Source organism: Eubacteriales bacterium mix99, assembly GCA_038396605.1.
GTDB lineage: Bacteria > Bacillota > Clostridia > Caldicoprobacterales > DTU083 > UBA4874.
In genome coordinates, this window is the sequence record CP121690.1 from 1,378,087 (window position 1) to 1,397,309 (window position 19,223).

Genomic DNA, 19,223 nt, shown 5'->3' on the forward strand with positions numbered 1-19,223 from the left:
CTTATCCCTCCTCATAAAAAAATCGAAGCATCTCTTCCAGTTCTGCAAAGGATAAATCAGCGGATTTGGCAGCCAGCACCGCCTCGGTGAGCTTTTCCTCCACGATTTTGATGCGGTTTTCCCGAAGCAGCTGCTTGTTCTGCGCGGCGACATAGGATCCCTTGCCGGCTACCGTCACTAGAAATCCGTCCTTTTCCAGCTCATCGTAAGCCCGTTTCGTGGTAATCACACTGATATGAAGATCTCTTGCCAGACTCCGGATGGAAGGCAGAGGCTCTGACTCCGTGAGCTCGCCCTTCATGATCTGATCCTTGATCTGATCCGTGATTTGCTCATAGATTGGCTGCGCACCGGAATTTGATATCAAAATGTCCAATCGTCCGCCACCTTTCGATCATACTGTTCATATACAGTATATACAGCTGACGCGATTTGTCAATCAAAAAATTAAAATGTTAGCGTAAAGTTACCGTAGGGATTAAGAGTAATAAATTACCATAAGGATTGAAAAGAAGGTGGCATCCTGCTAAAATATTGATCATCAACAAAAATATCAAGAAAGGGTGCCACCTTCCATGTACAGTATACAAGATTTTAACGAGTTTGCAAGAAAAACAGAAAATAAGGTAAGAAAATTTTTAAGGGAAGGTAAGGATCTGGCGGAACTGACTCTGGGGCTGCAGGAGGATCTGTTTGAACTTGGTCGGAATATACTGGTGGAGACTCTTGAGGGGATGGATGAACAGCTTCGAAAGTCCGGGGTCAGGAAAAACAATTGGGAGATTGTCAGGAAAGATGAGACAGGGATCTTAACGACCTTTGGAACGATCAAGTATAATAGAACGTATTTTAAGCCAAAGAGTGGTGGCAAAAGGAAATATCTCGTTGATGAGCTTGTTGGTCTTAAGCCACATGACAGAGTGAGTGCAGATGTGGTGATCAATGTGGTGGAAGAGGCCATAGACAGCAGCTACAGGAAAGGTGGAGAAAGAGCCGGATATATGGATGAAATAAGCAAGCAGGCTGTTATGGATAAAATACATAACCTTGAGATCAGCGAACATGAGCATAAGGTGGACAAGAAGAGGGATGTCAGGATACTGTATGTTGAAGCAGATGAAGATCATGTTTCCCTGCAGGGAGAAGACGATAAAAGCAAGATAGCTATGCCCAGGCTGGTTTATGTTCATGAAGGCGTAGATCCCGAAAAAAGCAGCCAAACGAGGACCAGACTTAAAAACGTTAAATATTTTGGCGGCATGTATGATGAGAGTGAGGATCTGTGGCTGGAGGTCATAGAATATATAGACAAGCAGTACAACATGGATTTCATTGAAACCATATACCTTTCCGGGGATGGGGCATCATGGATTAAGGCCGGGCTTGACTGGATTCCCAAAAGCAAGTTTGTGCTGGACAATTTTCATCTTAAGAAATATATGATAACTGCGACTGCACACTTAAACGATGGAGACATCTATCAGGAGTTGAAGGATGCATTGGATTGGCCGGACAAGGACATGGTCAAGGATGTTTTCAAGAAGATCCTCAAACGAACGGTTTCCAAAACGAAGAGGAAGGCAGTTAAGGATGCCAGACGGTACATATTGAATAACTGGCATGGAATAGAGATAAAGGCTGATAAGGGCCATGAACTGATAGGATGCAGTGCCGAAGGTCATATAAGCCATGTGTTTTCAAGCAGGCTAAGCAGCAGGCCTAAGGGATGGTCTGAAAAAGGTGTTGCCAGGATGTCCAAACTTATCGTATATAAGAAAAATGGCGGCAGGATCTATGACCTGGTTATGGCACAGAAGCTTAAGGAGAAGGAGAACAGGAAACATGAATTGCAGGATGAATTAATCAAGGAAGTAAGGAAATCATCAGAAAGCAGATATGCTGGTTCATGGAGTAGCAGCCCAACTGTAATTACCATGGGGAAAAAGACAGGGCTGTTTAATGAGATGAGGAGTATGGCCGGAATACGCTATTAGGCCCTTCATAAAGCTCGTTATGGCGTTTTTAATAGCCGGGACGACATAGATCAAGCGTTTATGCCGCGAAAGCTGCTTGATAACGAGAAGTCGGTGTGGTAGCATTGAGGTACGGCAGCAACCGCTCCAAAGCCTATCCCGCTGTTAGAGATGGCTGCTGCCGACATCTGCCGTAAGCCACACCGGCAGAGGCTCGTTGTCAAGCAGATCGTGGAATAAATGCAGCTGACAAGATTGATTGCTGTTAAAATTAATGAAATCAATCAAGACCACTGTTGCTAGTAAGAATATTTCAGGATGTCTCTATTCTTTCTTTCCCTACAGTAAATTGACGCTATCTTTTCCATTTTGTCAATTGACACCTTGTCCCCTTTAAATTATAATAAAAAGGGTAGAAAAGAGATGTATTTCATATAGGAATATGAAACGATACAAGGTTGCATCTTTTACATAACACATGATAGATTCATAAGTTTTCTGTGGTCAGGGCAGGACATGCCCTGTTGAAAGGAATCCGGTGAGAATCCGGAGCAGTTATCCCTGCTGTAAGGGGGACGAAAGAAGCAAGGGCCACTGGAAGGAAAGTTTTTCGGGAAGGCGCTTTGAGTAGGAGGAACCCAAGCCAGAACACAAAACACGGAAAGGAACTCAGTTGCAGCGTCCATAGGCAGAATGGAGGTGTGTTTTTTGCGCTCTTTTTTTGTTGCAAGGTTTATCGTTCCTGCAGACGAGTAGGGCAGAAATCATTTTCCTTTCCTATCTTTGTTACAGACGGTCAGGTGATAAACATTGCTTGCGGTGAAAGTGTTTATAAGATTACCGGGAAGCAGAGCAAGCGGAGTAAGGAAATATTATTAGAAAAGGAAGATATCGAAAAATGAAGATATTTATGAAAGAAATGAAGAAAATCGCGGCAGTTCTTCTTATCGTAATGATGCTGTTCATGCAGTTTCCTGCTTCGGTTTTTGCTGATGCAAAAGTCGGACAAGTTAAGGTTATTGCAGAGAATTCCACATACTCCAAAGAAGCAGGTACAGCAAGGCCGGTAAGTGCCATAATCCAGGAAACAAGGGCATATATGCTGTCAATCGACAAAGCTCCCGCCGTGGGAAGCGAGTGGTTTGTTTTGGGCCTGGCAAGAAGCGGAATGGATTTAAACGATCCTTATTTTGCAACTTATTACAATAATCTGGTGGAATATCTGAAACAGAATAATGGGGTATTGCACAAAAGAAAATACACGGAATATTCCAAAACGATTCTTGTCCTGACCGCTATGGGAAAAGACGCGGAGAATGTGGGCGGATACAATCTCCTGGAGCCCCTGGCGGACTTTGCCGGCGTAAAAAGGCAGGGATTGAACGGTCCGATCTGGGCATTGATTGCTCTCAGCTCCAAACCCGATTACAAAATTCCAAAGGCAGCCGGCGATGTGGAACAGACAACGGAAGAGAAGCTGATTCAGTTTGTTCTGGGGCGGCAGCTGGAGGACGGAGGATGGGCCCTGGCAGGCAAAAAAGCAGATTCCGACATGACGGGAATGGCTTTGCAGTCCCTGGCTCCGTATTACAGGAAAGCGGGCTATGAAGAAGTCACCCGGGCAGCGGACCGGGGCCTGGACTGCCTGAGCAGTATACAGAATGAAGCAGGAGGATACGGCAGCATGGGAGTGGAGACATCAGAGTCCAGCGCGCAGGTTCTTACCGCGCTGACTGCTCTGGGTGTGGATCCGCAAACGGATGCCCGGTTTATCAAAAATGGAAAATGGCTGGTCGGAAATCTGATCTCCTACCATGTGGATGGAAGCGGATTCATGCACGTCAAACCCGGTGGCGGGAATAACGGAGGCGCGGCGGCAGGTACCGTGGACGGCATGTCTACGGAACAGGGATTTTATTCTTTGGTGGCCTATCAGAGATTTCTGGATGGGAAAACCAGTCTGTATGATATGTCGGATTTGAAGGCAGATCCCGGAAAGGAACCAGGGGAACCCGAAAAGGAACCGGGGGAACCCGAAAAGGAACCGGGGGAACCCGAAAAGGAACCGGGGGAACCCGAAAAGGAACCGGAGGAACCCGGAAAAGAGCCGGAGGGTCCTGGAAAAGAGCCGGGGGGTCCTGGAAAAGAGCCGGGGGGTCCTGGAAAAGAATCGGAGGAACCCGGAAAAGGGACAGAAGATCCCGGAAAGGAAACGGACAAGCCGGGGAACGGAGGGCATACGGGAGACGGGAGCCACACCGGAGAAACGACCCCTAAAAACGGTGTCCCGTCATCCGGAAAGACGAAATCCACGACTTCCGGAAAGTCTGCTTCCCGGAAGATCTTCCCTCATAAAACTGCGGTGAAAAGTATTTCGATGGAAAGAACCGTTGCTCCAAAGTCCTCGCTCAAAAAGGTGGCATCCAGGGATACCGCTGTAAAAGAAGAGACAGGGACAAAGGAAGACATCGGTGCAAAGCAGCCGTGGAGTTTCCAGGGGGCAGAATATAAGCCTGAAAAGGCTTTGAAGGGGAAAGGCACAAAAAGTATCCCGGCAGCTGCGAATTCTGAACAGAAAGAACACTCTCAAACGTTGCCCGGGAAGTTTTTCCCCTGTCTGCTGTGTATTCTCGGCGGCGGCGCGGCCATCGGAGCAGGTGTTTACTTCAGGAAAAGAGCGAAAAAGGTATCATAGCATAGGGAGAGAGGAAATTCATGAGACGAAGAATCGTTCGGACTCTGACATCTGTTTTACTGGCTGGTATGATGCTGTTCGCAGCCGGTTGTGATTTCAGTACCAACAGCGGGAAAGCAGCAAAATGGGATCAGCAGGCCGGAACCTTCAGTACAAAACATGAGAAAAACGGGGATGCCCTGAAGGAAAAAAATGAGCTTCCCGGGGATGGAATCATTACAAAGGCTCAAATGAAGACGATAGCGGGCAGGGATGGAAGCTATGAATTCTATTCCGAAGATCCGGATACCGGCATCACCTACACCTGGACCTATGAGGGAGAGAAAATACAAAACCCCATAGAGCAGAAGATGAAGGTACGCTTTCCGGAGGAAAAGACGGAGAAAGTGAAAGAATCCGCCAATCACGCCACTGTTGGCCTGGGAGTTGCTCTGGAAAAGGCAAATCTGGCAGCTCCCGCGAAGCTGACTTTGTCCCTGCCGGAAAAACTGGATGCGGATTCTGTTGTTTTATGTAAGCTGGTAGACAAAAAGCCGGCAAAAATGTGCGGCGTTTCCATCGGCACCGATACAAAAGAGGGAAAGGAAATAACCACTTTGAGCTTTCCCGTCCTGGAAATGGGAGATACCTATTATCTGGTAGGCGGAAAGACAAAGGCGGATGAAGTGGATGAAGTAGCTTCCGGGGAAGCTGTTTCCAATCAGGCGGATCCGGGCAAAGCCTCTTCCGGCGAAAAAGGAACTCCTGCAGAAAACAGCGGTTCAGGGCAAAGGGCAGCCAAGGTGACGGAAGACACTTCCCCCGGCGTGGGGAGCACGCAGGGTCCGGAAAAGACAGCAAAGGGCAGCGTGGATATCCGGGACAGAACTGCCGGAAATGGAAAAAGTGATCAAAGCAATAAAGATGATGGGAATGCGGGGAATGCGCAAAAGGATCGTACCGAAAAAACGGCTCACACCTGCACGATCTCCATAGACTGTCTGACCATTTCCGCAAATTCGGGAAAGTTGAATTCCTCCAAGAAGGGCTTTGTGCCGAAAAACGGATGGATTCTGAGTAGCAAAACGGTGGAGTATACCCCCGGGGAAACCGTGTATGATGTGCTGTACCGTGTTTGCCGGGAAAGAGGGATCCAGACGGAAGCTTCCTATACTCCTGCCTACAGCTCCTATTATGTGGAAGGGATTCATCAGCTCTATGAATTTGATGTTGGGGATCTTTCCGGATGGATGTACAGCGTAAACGGGTGGTTTCCCAACTATGGATGTTCCAAATATGAGGTAAGCGACGGAGATACGATTGCATGGCGCTACACCTGTGATCTGGGCCGGGACGTCGGCGATCAGTATTGGGAGAATGGACAATGAGCGGAACGCGCAGAAGGGCGGATGCGTTTTCAGAATGTCATCCGGCAGTGAACTTTTTCTATTTCCTGATCGTTCTTTTGGTTTCCATGTTCCTGAGTCATCCGGTTTTGCTTGGAATTTCCTTTTTCGGAGGCCTGTGCTATTCGATACGGCTCAGAGGCCGGAGGCAGGTTGTGAAATTCAATCTGCTGTTTACCCTGCCGGCCATGGTCATTGTGGCTTTTGTCAATCCGGCCTTCAATCATTACGGAGTGACGTTCCTTTTCTATCTGAAAACAGGCCCGGTAACCCTGGAAGCCATGGTCTATGGTGTTGTGCTGGCTTCCATGATGTTTATCGCTGTGTTATGGTTTTCCTGCTTTAATGAAGTGATGACCACGGATAAATTCGTCTACCTGTTTGGACGGGTGATTCCGGCACTGTCCCTGGTGCTTTCCATGGCCTTCCGGTTTGTGCCGCGGTTTGAGGCGCAGTTGCATGTGATACGGAAAGGGCAGAAGGCAATTGGAAGGGATGTGCGCAATGGAAATGTGCTGCAGAAAATCCGACATGGGATCACCATTTTATCCATAATGATTACCTGGGCACTGGAAAATGCCATCGGGACATCGGATTCCATGCGGGCCAGGGGATACGGGATGAAAGGAAGAACGGCGTTCTCCCTCTTTCGTTTTGATGCGCGGGACGGGAAGGTGTCGGCCGTGCTGGCGGCCCTTTTTTCGGTCTGTCTCATTGGATTCCACAAGGGTGTGGCATCCGCTCAATATAATCCGGTAATCCGGATCGGAGGACTTCCCCTGAGCGGACAGAGCCTGCCGGTGTATGCCGCCTGGGCAGGGATCTGCTTTTTTCCGGTACTGATGGGATTGTGGGAGGATCATACCTTTCGGAAACTGGAAGCCATGGGAAACCGGGAGCGGCATCTCCCGTGGTATCTGACCGACGGGAGGGCAGCATCTTGAATTGTATTGAAGTGAAGGATTTCAGCTTCCGCTATCCCAACGCAAAGATCCCGGCTTTGTCGGGATCCGTATGGAGGTGGAGGAAGGCAGCTTTACCGTGCTTTGCGGGAAGAGCGGCTGCGGAAAGAGTACGCTGCTGCGTCACCTGAAGACCGTTCTGGCACCGCATGGGGAAAGGAAAGGCACGATACGCTGCATGGGAAAGGACCTTAAGGCCGTGGACCAGCGCACGCAGGCTGCCGGCATCGGATATGTCCTGCAGAACCCGGAAAATCAGATCGTGACGGATAAGGTATGGCATGAACTGGCTTTCGGGCTGGAAAGCCTGGGGTATGACACTCCTACGATACGGCTGCGCGTAGGGGAGATGGCTTCTTATTTCGGGATACAGGAATGGTTCCGGAAAAATGTAAACGAATTGTCGGGAGGGCAGAAGCAGCTCTTGAACCTGGCGTCCGTCATGGCCATGCATCCATGTCTTTTGATCCTGGACGAACCCACCTCGCAGCTGGATCCGATAGCTGCTTCGGATTTTCTTGAGACGATCCGAAGAATCAACCGGGATACCGGGACCACCGTTCTCCTTACCGAACAGCGTCTGGAAAATGTCATCCCCTGGGCGGACCAGGTTTACGTCATGGAAGAGGGACAGATGCTGGTTCATGGGACTCCGGAGGATGTGGGGAAGTTTTTGAAGGACAAAGATCATGACATGTTTCTTGCCATGCCGGCTCCCATGCAGATCTGTGCGGGAGTCCGCCGCTTGTGGGATGATTCCGGATCCTCCGGTCTGTCCCCGGAACCTTCCGGATCCGGAAAGCCGTCTTCCGGCCTTTCCGTGTGTCCTCTGACGGTTCGTCAGGGCCGCCGCTGGCTTCGGGAACTGCTGGAAACCATGGTACCCGGAATGGTGTCCGGGCCGCCATCCCATAAGCTGTTTTCGGATCCTGCGGGAAAGAGAACGGGCAGGGGTCATCAGAACCGGAGGCAGCAGGAAATCCCCGAGATTCGTATCCGGGATGTCTGGTTTCGTAACGAACGAGCCCTGCCGGATGTGGTGCGGGACTTGTCCCTTGAGATCTGGAAAGGGGAAATATTTGCCCTGGTCGGTGGAAACGGCACGGGGAAAAGCACCGCCATGAGCCTGATTGCCGGGATCCGGTCCCCGTACCGGGGGAGGATCTGGCTGGAAGGCAGAGAGATCGGAAAGTACAGTGACGATGAGCTGTATCATGGATTTCTGGGCGTCATGCCCCAGGATCCGCAAAGCCTGTTTGTAAAAAAGGCGGTACGGGAAGACCTGTATGAAATGATCGGTGGGAAACGGGAAAGGAAGAGCAAGGCATATCCCATTGATATGAAAAAGGCAGATGCAGTGAAAGGGATCGTCGCCCTGACAAAGCTTGGACATCTTCTGGATCGTCATCCCTATGATTTGAGCGGCGGAGAACAGCAGAGGCTGGCGCTGGCCAAAGTGCTGCTGCTGCGCCCCAGGATTTTGCTGATGGATGAGCCGACGAAAGGAATGGATAACCATTATAAAAGAGAGCTGGGAGAGATTCTGCGCACTTTGACCGGACACGGCGTGACGGTTCTGATGATCAGCCATGATATTGAATTCTGTGCGCAGTATGCCGACCGCACCGGCTTGTTTTTCCAGGGGAATGTCGTGGCCTGCAAGGATACCGCAAGCTTTTTTGCCGGCAATCCGTTCTATACCACGGCGGCAAACCGTATGGCACGGCAATATTTTCCAGAAGCGGTTACAGTGGACGATGTGATCGATGCCGTGTCACAGGTGTCCAAAAAAGAGAAAGAGGATCTGTCTCATGCAGAAAGAGGATAAGTTGAATGCTTTCCTGGATGCCTTCCTGGGAAGCGGAAAACAGCGCTGGTCAGCGGATGCGGACTTCCGGGAGGAACAGGATCCCACCGGGCAGGAGAAAAGGGAAAGGAACCGGAAGGATCCGGACGGGATTATTGCACCCGGAGACAGGGGAAAACTGCCGGCCCGGACGATTGTGTCTGTCTTTTTGATCCTCCTGCTGATCCCTCTTACCATCTGGATTGGAATCCGTTTTCTGAATGACCGGAAGTATCTGTTGATCAGCCTGCTCATTGCGATCTATTGCATGATCCCTTTTTTTATGGTATTCGAAAGCCGTAAGCCCCAGGCAAGGGAGCTGCTGATCATTTCCGTGCTGGTGTCCATTGCAGTAGCAGGGCGGGCCGCCTTTTTCATGGTGCCCGGTTTCAAGCCGATGGCGGCAGTCGCGATTATCACAGGGGTTTGCTTTGGCGCCGAATCCGGTTTTCTTGTGGGCGCGATTTCCATGCTTGTCTCCAACATGATGTTCGGACAGGGGCCGTGGACGCCCTGGCAGATGTTTTCCATGGGGATCATAGGATTTCTGGCGGGCATTTTGTTTCAGAAAGGCTGGCTGAAGGCAAAGAAAGGGTCACTGTGCATTTATGGCTTTCTTGCCACGCTTTTTATTTATGGCGGCATCATGAATCCGGCTTCCCTTCTGATGATGTCCTATGCGGTCACGAAGGAAAGTCTGCTGGCGGTTTATATCTCAGGGATTCCGGTGGACCTGGTACATGCTTCCGCAACGGTGTTTTTTTTGTTTCTGGCAGCCAGGCCCATGATCGAAAAATTGGAGCGCATCAAGATAAAATACGGTTTGATACAGGATGGATATTGAAGCAGGGCAGATGCCCTGCTTTTTTACAGGCGCAATTTGATATGCATTAACGGGAATATGGTCTCATGTAGAAATTGCAGGAATGGTTTGGGACTCCTTTTTGATTTGTTTATGGTATAATAAATACTGTTGTAGGAAGCTTTGCAAATTTGCAAACATTGCAAGGCTGCATGGGGTGCAATGAAGACAACCGCATAAGGGAGGATCATGATGAAGGACGATTTTATCCTGACATACGATATCGGGACCACCGGCAATAAATGTACGGTTTTTGACAGTCTGGGACAGGAAATCATGGCCAGCACCGTGCTCTATGGGACCATTTATCCCAAACCGGGCTGGTCGGAGCAGGATCCATACCTTCTCTGGCAAAGTGTTGTGACCGGCACAAGGGAACTGGTCGAACGCTTCGGCCTGAATCCGGAGTCTGTGGCAGTGATTGGGATTTCCGGGCATATGAACGGCTGTATTCCGGTGGACGCGGACGGGGAAGTGCTTTACAACAACATCATCCATTCCGACTGCCGGACCGGGCTTCAATGCCAGCGCATCCAGGAACGGCTGGGTCTGGATTCCTTTTACCGGATTACCGGAAACCGCCCGGATCCTCACTATACTCTTCCCAAGGTTCTGTGGCTGAAAGAGCATTATCCGGATTTGTATCAAAAAACCCGCTGCTTTCTGAACACTAAGGACTATATCTGCTATCGCCTTACGAACCATATGGGCATTACAGATTATTCCGACGCCTCTCTTACCTGCATGCTGGATCTGGGAAAGCGGGACTGGGCTTATGATATGCTGAAAACCCTGGATGTGGATACGGGAAAGCTGCCGGAGCTGCATTGTTCCTATGAAGTGGCAGGCGGACTGTCCGGGGAAGCGGCGGCGCTGCTTGGCCTGATTCCGGGGACTCCGGTGACTGTCGGCGGCGGAGACGGCGCCTGCGCCACCCGGGGCTCCGGCGTGAAGGAACCGGGGGATGCCTATAATTATCTGGGCAGCAGTTCCTGGATTGGCGCTCTGTGCGATGCCCCTGTTTTCGACGGGGACGCCAGGATTTTTAATTACTTTGATCTGGATGGCCGGCACAAGGTTGTCTGCGGCACCGTGCAAAGCGCAGCTGCGTCCTACAACTGGGCCATGGACCTGCTTGGCCGGGCATCTGCGGAATCGGCTTCCGCAAAGGATGGAGGAGTGGAAACTTCTTCGGCGTTTTATGACAGGATGGAAGCCCTGGCCCGTAGCTCGCCCATCGGCGCCAACGGTCTGTTTTTCCTGCCATATCTCATGGGGGAGCGAACGCCTTACTGGGATCCCAACACCCGGGGCGCCTTTGTGGGATTTACCCTGTACCATACCCGCAGTGATATGGTGCGGTCGGTTTACGAAGGGATTTCCTATGCCCTGCGGAGTGTACTGGATGTTTTCCAGGACAACCAGGTGGGGATCCGGGATATGATCCTGATCGGCGGCGGAGCAAAAAGCAGACTGTGGAATGAAATGCTCTGCAGTATTTTCGCCCTGCCGGTGAAGGTGCATTCCTTCCCCGATGTGGCAACGTCATTGGGCGCGGCCATTGCGGCAGGGGTGGGCGTCGGGATGTTCCATGATTTCCGTACGGCTGCGGAAGCGGTTTACAGCAGGCGCTGCACCCCGGTGGAGTCGGAATGTCGGGAATATGAGAAGCACTATCGGATCTACCGGTCTGTCTACCCCCGGCTAAAGCCGGTTTATGACCGGATCGCGGAATTATAAAACAACAGGATATAAAGACAACCTGTGACGATGAAGGAGCGTCCTGTGTAGTACGTGATTATAAACAACAGGACATAAAGACACAACCAGGACATACAGAATCGAGGTACCTTTTTCATGAATTATTATCGCTATGATACCCATGTACATACCAGTGAGGTCAGCCCCTGCGGGAGAGTGCCGGCGGAGGAGATGGTTGAGCTGTACCGGAAGGCAGGGTATCAGGGCATTTTGATTACTGATCATTACCATGACGGCGTAATTGAGAAGCAGAATGGGGAATGGAAGGAAAAAATGGATGATTATCTGATGGGCTACCGGAAGGCTAAAGAAGCCGGGGAAGCCGTCGGAATGGATGTTATGCTGGGCATGGAGCTTCGCTTTCAGAGCGGGCTGGAGGATTATCTGGTATATGGGTTCGAGGAGGAATTCCTGTACCGTAATCCCTATCTGAACCGCCTGTCTTTGGTTTCCTTCCGGGACTTGATCCGGGAAGGGGATGCGGATATCCTGATTTTTCAGGCGCATCCCTATCGGAGAAAAATGCATACCGCTCCGCCGGAGCTTCTGGACGGCGTGGAGGGATTCAATGGAAATCCGCGGCATGATTCCCGGAATGACAAGGCATTTGCCTTCTGTCTGGAGCATGATCTATATTTGTCTTCCGGCTCCGATGCCCATCAGCCGGAGGATGTCGGGCGGGGCGGAATAGGCCTGACCCGGCGGATCCGGTCAGCCCGGGACTATGTGGAGCTGTTCCGGACCGGCGAGCCCATGGACATTCTGTTCAAGCGGTAACGCCTTTCCCGTTGGTTCATTATTCCCTGTGAGTTAACAAAAGGCCCCCGCTTATATAAGTAGGGGACCTTGATTATTTTACCATTATTTAATTTTCACCTTCAACCCCCGGTAACGGTTCAGGGCAAAGCAGAATTCCTGTTTCCGGGGCAGCGCGAGATTTCCCGGATGCCCGGTATAGGGGGAAACGGAATCCAGTCCGGATTGCCCGATCTGCACGTACAGACGATCCACGGCCTGGGACAGGGTCATTTTATCATCCAGCAGCCGTTTTCGGAAAAAGTCAAGCATAACGGCAATGGCGTTGGTCTGGCTGTTGTCCACCAGCTGTTCCAGGCCGGACAGATCGATGGTCTCCCTGCCGTACAGGATGGTGTACCGCCCTTTGGACTTCAGGCGGTCCTGCTTTCCGGAAAAAGAAAAGGAGGATTTCAGCGGGATCCTGGGCGTTATCTCTCCGAAGTCCGCGCCGGATCCCCACTCGCCGCGGGATCCGTCTTCGGCGGCAATGCGTTTGGCCGCATCGGTTACGTCTTTGGGGAGATATTCGTCCATCATGATGATATGGTCCGCCACATCGAAATAATCCCCGGAACCGCCGACAATCAATACAGTGGAAACGCCCAGCTGCCGATACAATGGACGGACCTTGTCAATAAAGGGCGTAATGGGTTCCTTTTCCCCGGAAACCAGCTTCCGCATCCGCTCATCCCGGATCATGAAATTCGTGGCGGAGGTATCCTCATCAATCAACAGGAGCCGGGAAGCGGCTTCCAGCGCCTCCATGACATTTGCCGCCTGGGAAGTGCTTCCGCTGGCATTTTCCGTTGTGAACGCATGGGTATCCTTATTTCCCGGCAGATGATTGATAAAGGGGCTGATGTTGACCTTTTCCAGGCTGCGCCCGTCTTCGGCGCGGATTTTCACCGCATCCTGCCGGGTGACCACCAGCTCCCGCCCGTCTCCGGGAATGTGGGGATAGATGCCCCGCTCCAGGGCTTTCAATACGGTGGATTTTCCATGATATCCGCCGCCGACAATCAGGGTGATCCCTTCGGGGATCCCCATTCCCGTTACGGTTTTGCCGCTGGGCAGATTCATGCGGACAGCAAGACTTTCCGGGCTTTGAAAAGGGATCCCGCCCGGCAGGGGCCTGTCCGAAACCCCACTTTCCCGCGGCAGGATGGATCCGTCGGCGATAAACGCCACCAGTTTTCTCTGCTTCAGTTCCTTCCGAATGAATTCCTGATCCAGCATTCCTGTAATCTGGCGGCGCAAGGCAGCCTGATCCAGGTTCCGAAAGAGCAGGGAACTTTCTGCTGCTTTCGGAAGCATGTCCGTGAAGATGCGGTCTGCCGCCTTTCCCATAATCCGCCTGCCGGCAGCAGGCAGCCCCACTTCAAAACGGACTTCAATCCGGTCCTCCCGGATCAGGACCGAGGTTCGCTCCAGTATTTCCTGACCACAGGAATCAATCGTCAGCATCCCGCTTTTTCCGGTCCCTCCCGCTGAGCTGTGATGCCGGCGGATGGCGTTTTGAAAGGCCCGGGTCAGAAAGTCTGCCACGGCAATGATCCTGGGCTTGCTGTCCAGCATTTCATCGGGAATGCCGGCAACGGACCGTTTCATGCTGATATGGGATTTGGAAGGCGGCGCGTAGGGATCCGCCTGGACATGGTCAATGGATAGAATGAATCCTCCAAAATCATAGTCTCCTCGGATTTCCTTATAGGCGGGATACCCCCTCCGGTCAATGGAGAGCAAAAGCTGATGAAGATCCTGATAACGTTTCATTTGCATCAGATCTTGTTGTTGCAGCCCAGTACATGAATCAGTTTATGACGAACCAGCTCCCGTATGGCATCCCTGGCTGGAGAGAGATATTTTCTCGGATCAAAATCCCCGGGGTTTTCCGCGAAATGCTTGCGGATGCTTCCGGTCATGGCCAGTCTCAGATCAGAGTCGATATTGATTTTACAGACAGCCATGGATGCGGCTTTTCGCAGCATATCTTCCGGAACTCCCTGCGCGCCGGGCATCTGTCCGCCGTATTGGTTGATCATATCCACAAACTCCGGGATCACGGAAGAAGCGCCATGCAGAACAATGGGGAATCCGGGCAGGCGTTTGCCCACTTCTTCCAATATGTCAAAGCGAAGCTTCGGCTCGCCCTTGAATTTAAAAGCACCGTGGCTGGTTCCGATGGCGATGGCCAGGGAATCCACTCCCGTCCGTTCTACAAATTCCTGCACTTCATCCGGTCTGGTATAGCTGGAATCCTCTGCGCGAACCTTTACTTCGTCCTCCACGCCGGCCAGCCGTCCGAGTTCGCCTTCCACGACGACACCCTTGTCATGGGCATAGTCCACAACCTGTTTGGTGAGCCGGACATTCTCATCAAACGGATATCTGGATCCGTCAAACATAACGGATGTAAATCCGCCGTCAACACAGGATTTGCAGGTTTCAAAACTGTCGCCGTGATCCAGATGCACCACGATGGGCAGATCGGTATCAATAATGGCAGCTTCAATCAGCTTCATCAGATAAACATGCTTGGCATATTTCCTGGCACCGGCCGACACCTGAAGAATCAGGGGAGCTTTTTCCTCCCTGGCAGCTTCGGTAATCCCCTGGATGATTTCCATGTTATTTACATTGAATGCACCAATGGCATATCCGCCTTCATATGCCTTCCTGAACATTTCCGTTGAGGTAACCAATGGCATTGACAAATCACTCCTTCATAATCACATCTCACAATGGTATGTAAAATTTTGAACATATTCATTTTATCAGAACGAATTGAAAAAGCAAGGTTAATTTCCGATCGCCCAATCCCGCTCAATTATTTTTGACGCATTGATGGAAACCCGGTTTTATGATCTTTGCCATTTCCCGCCTGGCTCTTTATAAGTTATAAAGTTGGTTTGGCCCTGTTCATAAAAGCAAATCGGCAGAAATAGAATAATAGCAATGATCCGTCCGGTGGAACGCGTCAATACAAACATCTGCAGTCCCGTTCAGACGGCTCAAAAAAATAAGGGGTGATTGCATTGGCTCTTCCTTTTTCTCCTTTCGAAATCAAAGCGTTTTCGGCTGCGGTTCGCCGCTCCGGGCAGTTCGCCTTCCCCGGACAGGTGGCAAATAAAATATTCTTCCCCAAATTTACGCAGAAATTAATCCGTACCAGCGGCACAGTGATCAACACCTTGATCGGTGGCGGCGGGCCTCCTTTGCTTCTGCTTCATGGTTATCCGGAGACACATTTTGCCTGGCACCGGGTGGCAAATCAGCTGGCACAGAATTTTACCGTGGTTCTTACGGATTTACGGGGATATGGGGATTCCGGGAAACCCTGTGGAGGTCCGGATCATATTCATTATTCCAAAAGGGAAATGGGGCTGGACCAGATCGAGGTAATGAGAGCTTTGGGCTTCCGCTCCTTTCAGGCGGTGGGACATGACCGGGGCGGGCGTGTCCTTTATCAGATGCTTTTGGATCATCCTTCTGCAATCGAACAGGCAGTGATTTTGGATATTGTTACGGCAACCCAGATGTATGACCGGACGGATCAGGAATTCGCGACAAGATATTTCTGGTGGTTTTACCTCATTCAATCCGCACCCTTGCCGGAATGCATGATAGAAGGCGCTACTGACAGATATCTAAGGACAAATCTGTCCGATGTAAACAGCACGCCATACGCTGTTACGCCGGAAGCTTACGCAGAGTATTACCGATGTTTTCAAAACCCGGCATCCATTCATGGCACCTGCGAAGACTACCGTGCGTCGGCATCAATCGACCGCCGGATTGAGGAGCCATTCAAGGGATATAAAATACAGCAGCCGCTGCTTGCGCTTTGGGGAGAAAAGGGAACCGTCGGACAATTGTTTGACGTCACTGGATTATGGAGGGAACGGGCGAGTCAGGTAAGCGGATTTCCCCTGCCATGCGGACATCTTATTCCGGAAGAGGATCCCCAGGGGCTGCTTGCCGCGCTCAATCAATTTTTAGTGCATTAACTTCATTCATTCCCTTTGCTCCGAAAACAAAAGTATTATACAGTACCGACCAGATCCCTGGACGAAAGGAACCGGGACGTGATTCTGTACCTTATCTATGACTATCTGGATGATTCGAAGATCCTTTTGTTTGTCACCCATGATCTCAAAAACAACAGAAGGGGAAACCAGAAGGTAATACAAATCAGTCAGGTAAAGTTAATGAAGGTGTGAGCACTCCATTTCATGCGCTTCCAAGCGGCATGTAACACCTGCGGAAATGTCATTCCATAAAAGCGGGAGACGCATAAAGGCGCAAAGGTGCAGCGCCTTTATTGATTTTTCCATCTGTTTTCTATATAATAATGGGAGCGGCAATAGCGTAAGAACAGGAGGTTCTTGACAGATGGAGGGGAAAACCATAGCGCATTCCAGGGCGGTCATGTCCCAGATTATGCTGCCCAGCCAGGCCAATCCCAATGGGAATGTCCACGGCGGGGAAATTATGAAGATGATGGACGAAACGTCCTATGTGGCGGCAGTGCGGCATGCCCACACCAATATTGTTACCGCAGGGGTGGACGAGCTGGAGTTTCATACACCGGTTTTTGTAGGGGCGCTGGTGACATGCCGGGCAGAGCTGGTGTTTGTCGGACGGACCTCCATGGAGGCTTTTGTCACCGTGGAAGCAGAATATCCCAGACATGAAGCTCCCCCTATCAATGCGCTGACAGCTTATTTCACCATGGTTGCACTGGATGACGACGGAGTGCCCTGTGAGGTACCGCCTCTTATCCTGACCACACAGGAGGAGAAAGAGCGGTTTGACAGGAGGAAGGCCGTCTATATCCGCCGGAAGGCGGAACGGAAGGCAGAGAGGAAAGCGAACCGAAAGGATGGCACCTGATGGGGAAAGTCCTGGTGATTGCGGAAAAGCCCTCCGTCGGCCGTGATATTGCAAGGGTACTGCAGTGCAGGGAAAAAGGCGGGGGTTTCCTGTACAATGATGTCTATATTGTATCCTGGGCCATCGGCCACTTGGTTTCCCTGTGGGAGCCGGAGGAGTACGATGACCGCTATAAAAAGTGGCGTATGGAGACCCTGCCCATCGTTCCCGGGGAAATGAAGCTCAAAGTCCTGCCAAAAACCCGGAAGCAATTCAATGTCCTGAAAAAGCTGATGAATGACAAAGGAGTGGACTCCCTCATCTGCGCCACGGACAGCGGACGGGAAGGGGAGTTGATCTTCCGCTACATCTATCAGATGTCCGGCAGCAAAAAGCCGTATCAGCGCCTTTGGATCTCCAGCATGACGGATGAAGCCATCCGGGATGGATTCGCCGGGCTGCGGCCGGGAAGCGAATACGATACCCTGTATGAGTCCGCCAAATGCCGGTCGGAAGCGGACTGGCTGGTGGGCATGAACGCCACCCGCGCCTTTACTCTCCAGTATAGGGTGCTTTTGTCCATCGGCCGGGTTCAGACGCCGACCCTTGCAATTCTGGCGGCCCGGCACAGGGAGATTGAAGCCTTTGTTCCGCAGGATTACTGGGAGGTACAGGGCGATTTCGGGGATTATCGCGGGATCCGATATGACCGGACGGTTTCCAATACGAAGATTTTTGACAGGGAAAAGGCCATGGCTGTCGCGGCAAAAGTCCGGGGCAGGGAGGGCCTGGTTCGCTCCATTGTGAAGAAGGAGAAGAAAGAATATTTTCCACAGTTGTATGACCTGACGGAGCTGCAGAGGGACGCCAACCGAAGATACAGCTTTTCCGCGCAGCAGACCCTGCAGACGGCGCAGGATCTCTATGAAAAGCGAAAAATGATTACCTATCCGCGGACGGACAGCCGATATATCACACAGGATATGGTGCCGACCCTGAAGCCCATCTTACAGACTCTGGATCGTCCTCCGTATTCCAAATTTGTACGGCCGGTTCTGTCTCTTGCGAAGCTTCCCGCGGGTAAACGGCTGGTGGACAACAGCAAAGTATCGGATCATCATGCCATTCTTCCCACCCGGACAAGGAGCCGGGTCAATCTGTCGGAGAGGGAGCAGAAAATATATGATCTGATTGTCCGAAGGTTTCTCTGCGTTTTCTATCCGCCTTATGTATACGAAGAGACACAAATCCATACCCTTGTGGAAGGGGAAACCTTCTTTACAAAAGGGATTTCCGTCAAATCCCCGGGTTGGAAAGTGCTTTACGGCAAAGGTGGCAGTGGACAACAGGATCGTAACGCAGACCGGCAGGGTGCTGGTCAGCAGGACGCAGGGAAGAGTCCCGTGTCAGGTCGGGAAGACTCTGCCGGCAAAGGAACGAATAACGGACAGGCCGGACAGACCGGACAGGAAGCAGCTCTTCCGCATTTAACGGAAGGTCAGAAGGTCACCGCATTGCGAGCGGAAGTGCAGAAGAAGAAAACAGTACCTCCCAGGCCCTATACGGAAGCTTCCCTTTTGTCCGCCATGGAGCATGCGGGGCGGTTTGTGGAAGATGAGCGGCTGAAGGAGCAGCTCAAGGCCAACGGGCTGGGTACGCCGGCCACCCGGGCTGCCATCATCGAACGGCTTCTTGCAGTGGGATATGTCACCCGAAAGGGGAAATCCCTGCTGCCGACTCCGAAAGGAATCAATCTGATTGAAGTCGTGCCGGACGCGCTGAAATCCCCGGAAACCACAGGAAAGTGGGAAAGGGGCCTTGGAAGCATTGCAAAGGGATCCATGCAGCCGGACCGGTTTATGGGAAGCATCACCCGATATGTGCAATATATCGTGAAGGAAGCCGCTGCGCACAGGAGCAATGTCGTTTTTCCCCAGGAACCGTACCGGAGGAAGAAAAGAACGGTTCGAAAGACCGGGAAACGACAAAAACAACAGGCAAGCCGTTGGCAGGCAAACCGTTGACAGGGCAACCATTGATTTTAATATAAAGGAGTAGGTTGATCGTGG

At 51.3% G+C, this 19,223-nt stretch carries 14 protein-coding genes, 1 pseudogene and 1 riboswitch; of the genes and pseudogenes, 12 read left to right on the top strand and 3 right to left on the bottom strand.

Features of this window, described 5'->3' with window-relative positions:
- Position 1 precedes the first annotated feature (1 nt).
- Positions 2–376, bottom strand: a complete 375-nt coding sequence (locus QBE55_05920; GenBank protein ID WZL79668.1) for a GntR family transcriptional regulator — start codon at positions 374–376, stop codon at positions 2–4.
- A 199-nt stretch (positions 377–575) separates the two neighbouring features.
- On the opposite strand from QBE55_05920, the gene QBE55_05925 reads away from it, so the two are divergent.
- The 8 genes and pseudogenes from QBE55_05925 to QBE55_05960 all read left to right on the top strand — a co-directional run bounded on the left by QBE55_05925 (position 576) and on the right by QBE55_05960 (position 12,261).
- Positions 576–1,994: an ISLre2 family transposase gene (locus tag QBE55_05925; protein WZL79669.1), complete on the top strand. Its 1,419-nt coding sequence runs from the start codon at positions 576–578 to the stop codon at positions 1,992–1,994.
- 463 nt (positions 1,995–2,457) lie between these two features.
- Positions 2,458–2,648, top strand: a riboswitch (cobalamin riboswitch).
- Between the two features lie 223 nt (positions 2,649–2,871).
- Positions 2,872–4,668, top strand: coding sequence for a terpene cyclase/mutase family protein (locus QBE55_05930; protein WZL79670.1), 1,797 nt, complete (start codon positions 2,872–2,874; stop codon positions 4,666–4,668).
- A gap of 20 nt (positions 4,669–4,688) precedes the next feature.
- Positions 4,689–6,035 carry a DUF4430 domain-containing protein gene (locus tag QBE55_05935; GenBank protein ID WZL79671.1) on the top strand — a complete coding sequence of 449 codons (1,347 nt, stop codon included), beginning with the start codon at positions 4,689–4,691 and terminating at the stop codon, positions 6,033–6,035.
- On the top strand, positions 6,032–6,997 hold the full coding sequence (locus tag QBE55_05940) for an energy-coupling factor transporter transmembrane component T (protein ID WZL79672.1): 966 nt from the start codon (positions 6,032–6,034) through the stop codon (positions 6,995–6,997). The genes QBE55_05935 and QBE55_05940 overlap by 4 nt, the downstream gene beginning before the upstream one ends.
- Positions 6,994–8,843: pseudogene (locus QBE55_05945) on the top strand (ATP-binding cassette domain-containing protein). The gene QBE55_05940 and the pseudogene QBE55_05945 overlap by 4 nt, the downstream one beginning before the upstream one ends.
- The gene (locus QBE55_05950; GenBank protein WZL79673.1) at positions 8,827–9,705 is read left to right on the top strand and encodes an ECF transporter S component; all 879 of its coding nucleotides are present in this window, start codon (positions 8,827–8,829) and stop codon (positions 9,703–9,705) included. Before QBE55_05945 ends, QBE55_05950 begins: the two are co-directional and overlap by 17 nt.
- 207 nt (positions 9,706–9,912) lie before the next feature.
- Complete coding sequence (locus QBE55_05955) at positions 9,913–11,463, top strand: FGGY-family carbohydrate kinase (protein WZL79674.1); 1,551 nt, start codon at positions 9,913–9,915, stop codon at positions 11,461–11,463.
- Between the two features lie 117 nt (positions 11,464–11,580).
- Complete coding sequence (locus QBE55_05960; GenBank protein ID WZL79675.1) at positions 11,581–12,261, top strand: PHP-associated domain-containing protein; 681 nt, start codon at positions 11,581–11,583, stop codon at positions 12,259–12,261.
- 84 nt (positions 12,262–12,345) lie between these two features.
- Here the strand turns inward: QBE55_05960 and QBE55_05965 are convergent, their stop codons facing one another.
- Positions 12,346–14,055, bottom strand: a complete 1,710-nt coding sequence (locus tag QBE55_05965; protein ID WZL79676.1) for an ABC-ATPase domain-containing protein — start codon at positions 14,053–14,055, stop codon at positions 12,346–12,348.
- A gap of 5 nt (positions 14,056–14,060) precedes the next feature.
- Positions 14,061–14,990 (bottom strand): class II fructose-1,6-bisphosphate aldolase, encoded by a 930-nt coding sequence (gene fba, locus QBE55_05970; GenBank protein ID WZL79677.1) that lies wholly within the window; start codon positions 14,988–14,990, stop codon positions 14,061–14,063.
- Positions 14,991–15,317: 327 nt separating this feature from the next.
- Between fba and QBE55_05975 the strand changes: the two genes are divergently transcribed.
- The 4 genes from QBE55_05975 to QBE55_05990 all read left to right on the top strand — a co-directional run bounded on the left by QBE55_05975 (position 15,318) and on the right by QBE55_05990 (position 19,178).
- A complete protein-coding gene (locus QBE55_05975) occupies positions 15,318–16,289 on the top strand; it encodes an alpha/beta fold hydrolase (protein ID WZL79678.1) in 972 nt (323 codons plus the stop codon).
- A gap of 78 nt (positions 16,290–16,367) precedes the next feature.
- A complete protein-coding gene (locus QBE55_05980) occupies positions 16,368–16,502 on the top strand; it encodes a hypothetical protein (protein WZL79679.1) in 135 nt (44 codons plus the stop codon).
- Positions 16,503–16,674: 172 nt separating this feature from the next.
- Complete coding sequence (locus QBE55_05985) at positions 16,675–17,175, top strand: acyl-CoA thioesterase (GenBank protein ID WZL79680.1); 501 nt, start codon at positions 16,675–16,677, stop codon at positions 17,173–17,175.
- On the top strand, positions 17,175–19,178 hold the full coding sequence (locus QBE55_05990; protein ID WZL79681.1) for a DNA topoisomerase III: 2,004 nt from the start codon (positions 17,175–17,177) through the stop codon (positions 19,176–19,178). The genes QBE55_05985 and QBE55_05990 overlap by 1 nt, the downstream gene beginning before the upstream one ends.
- Positions 19,179–19,223 lie beyond the last annotated feature (45 nt).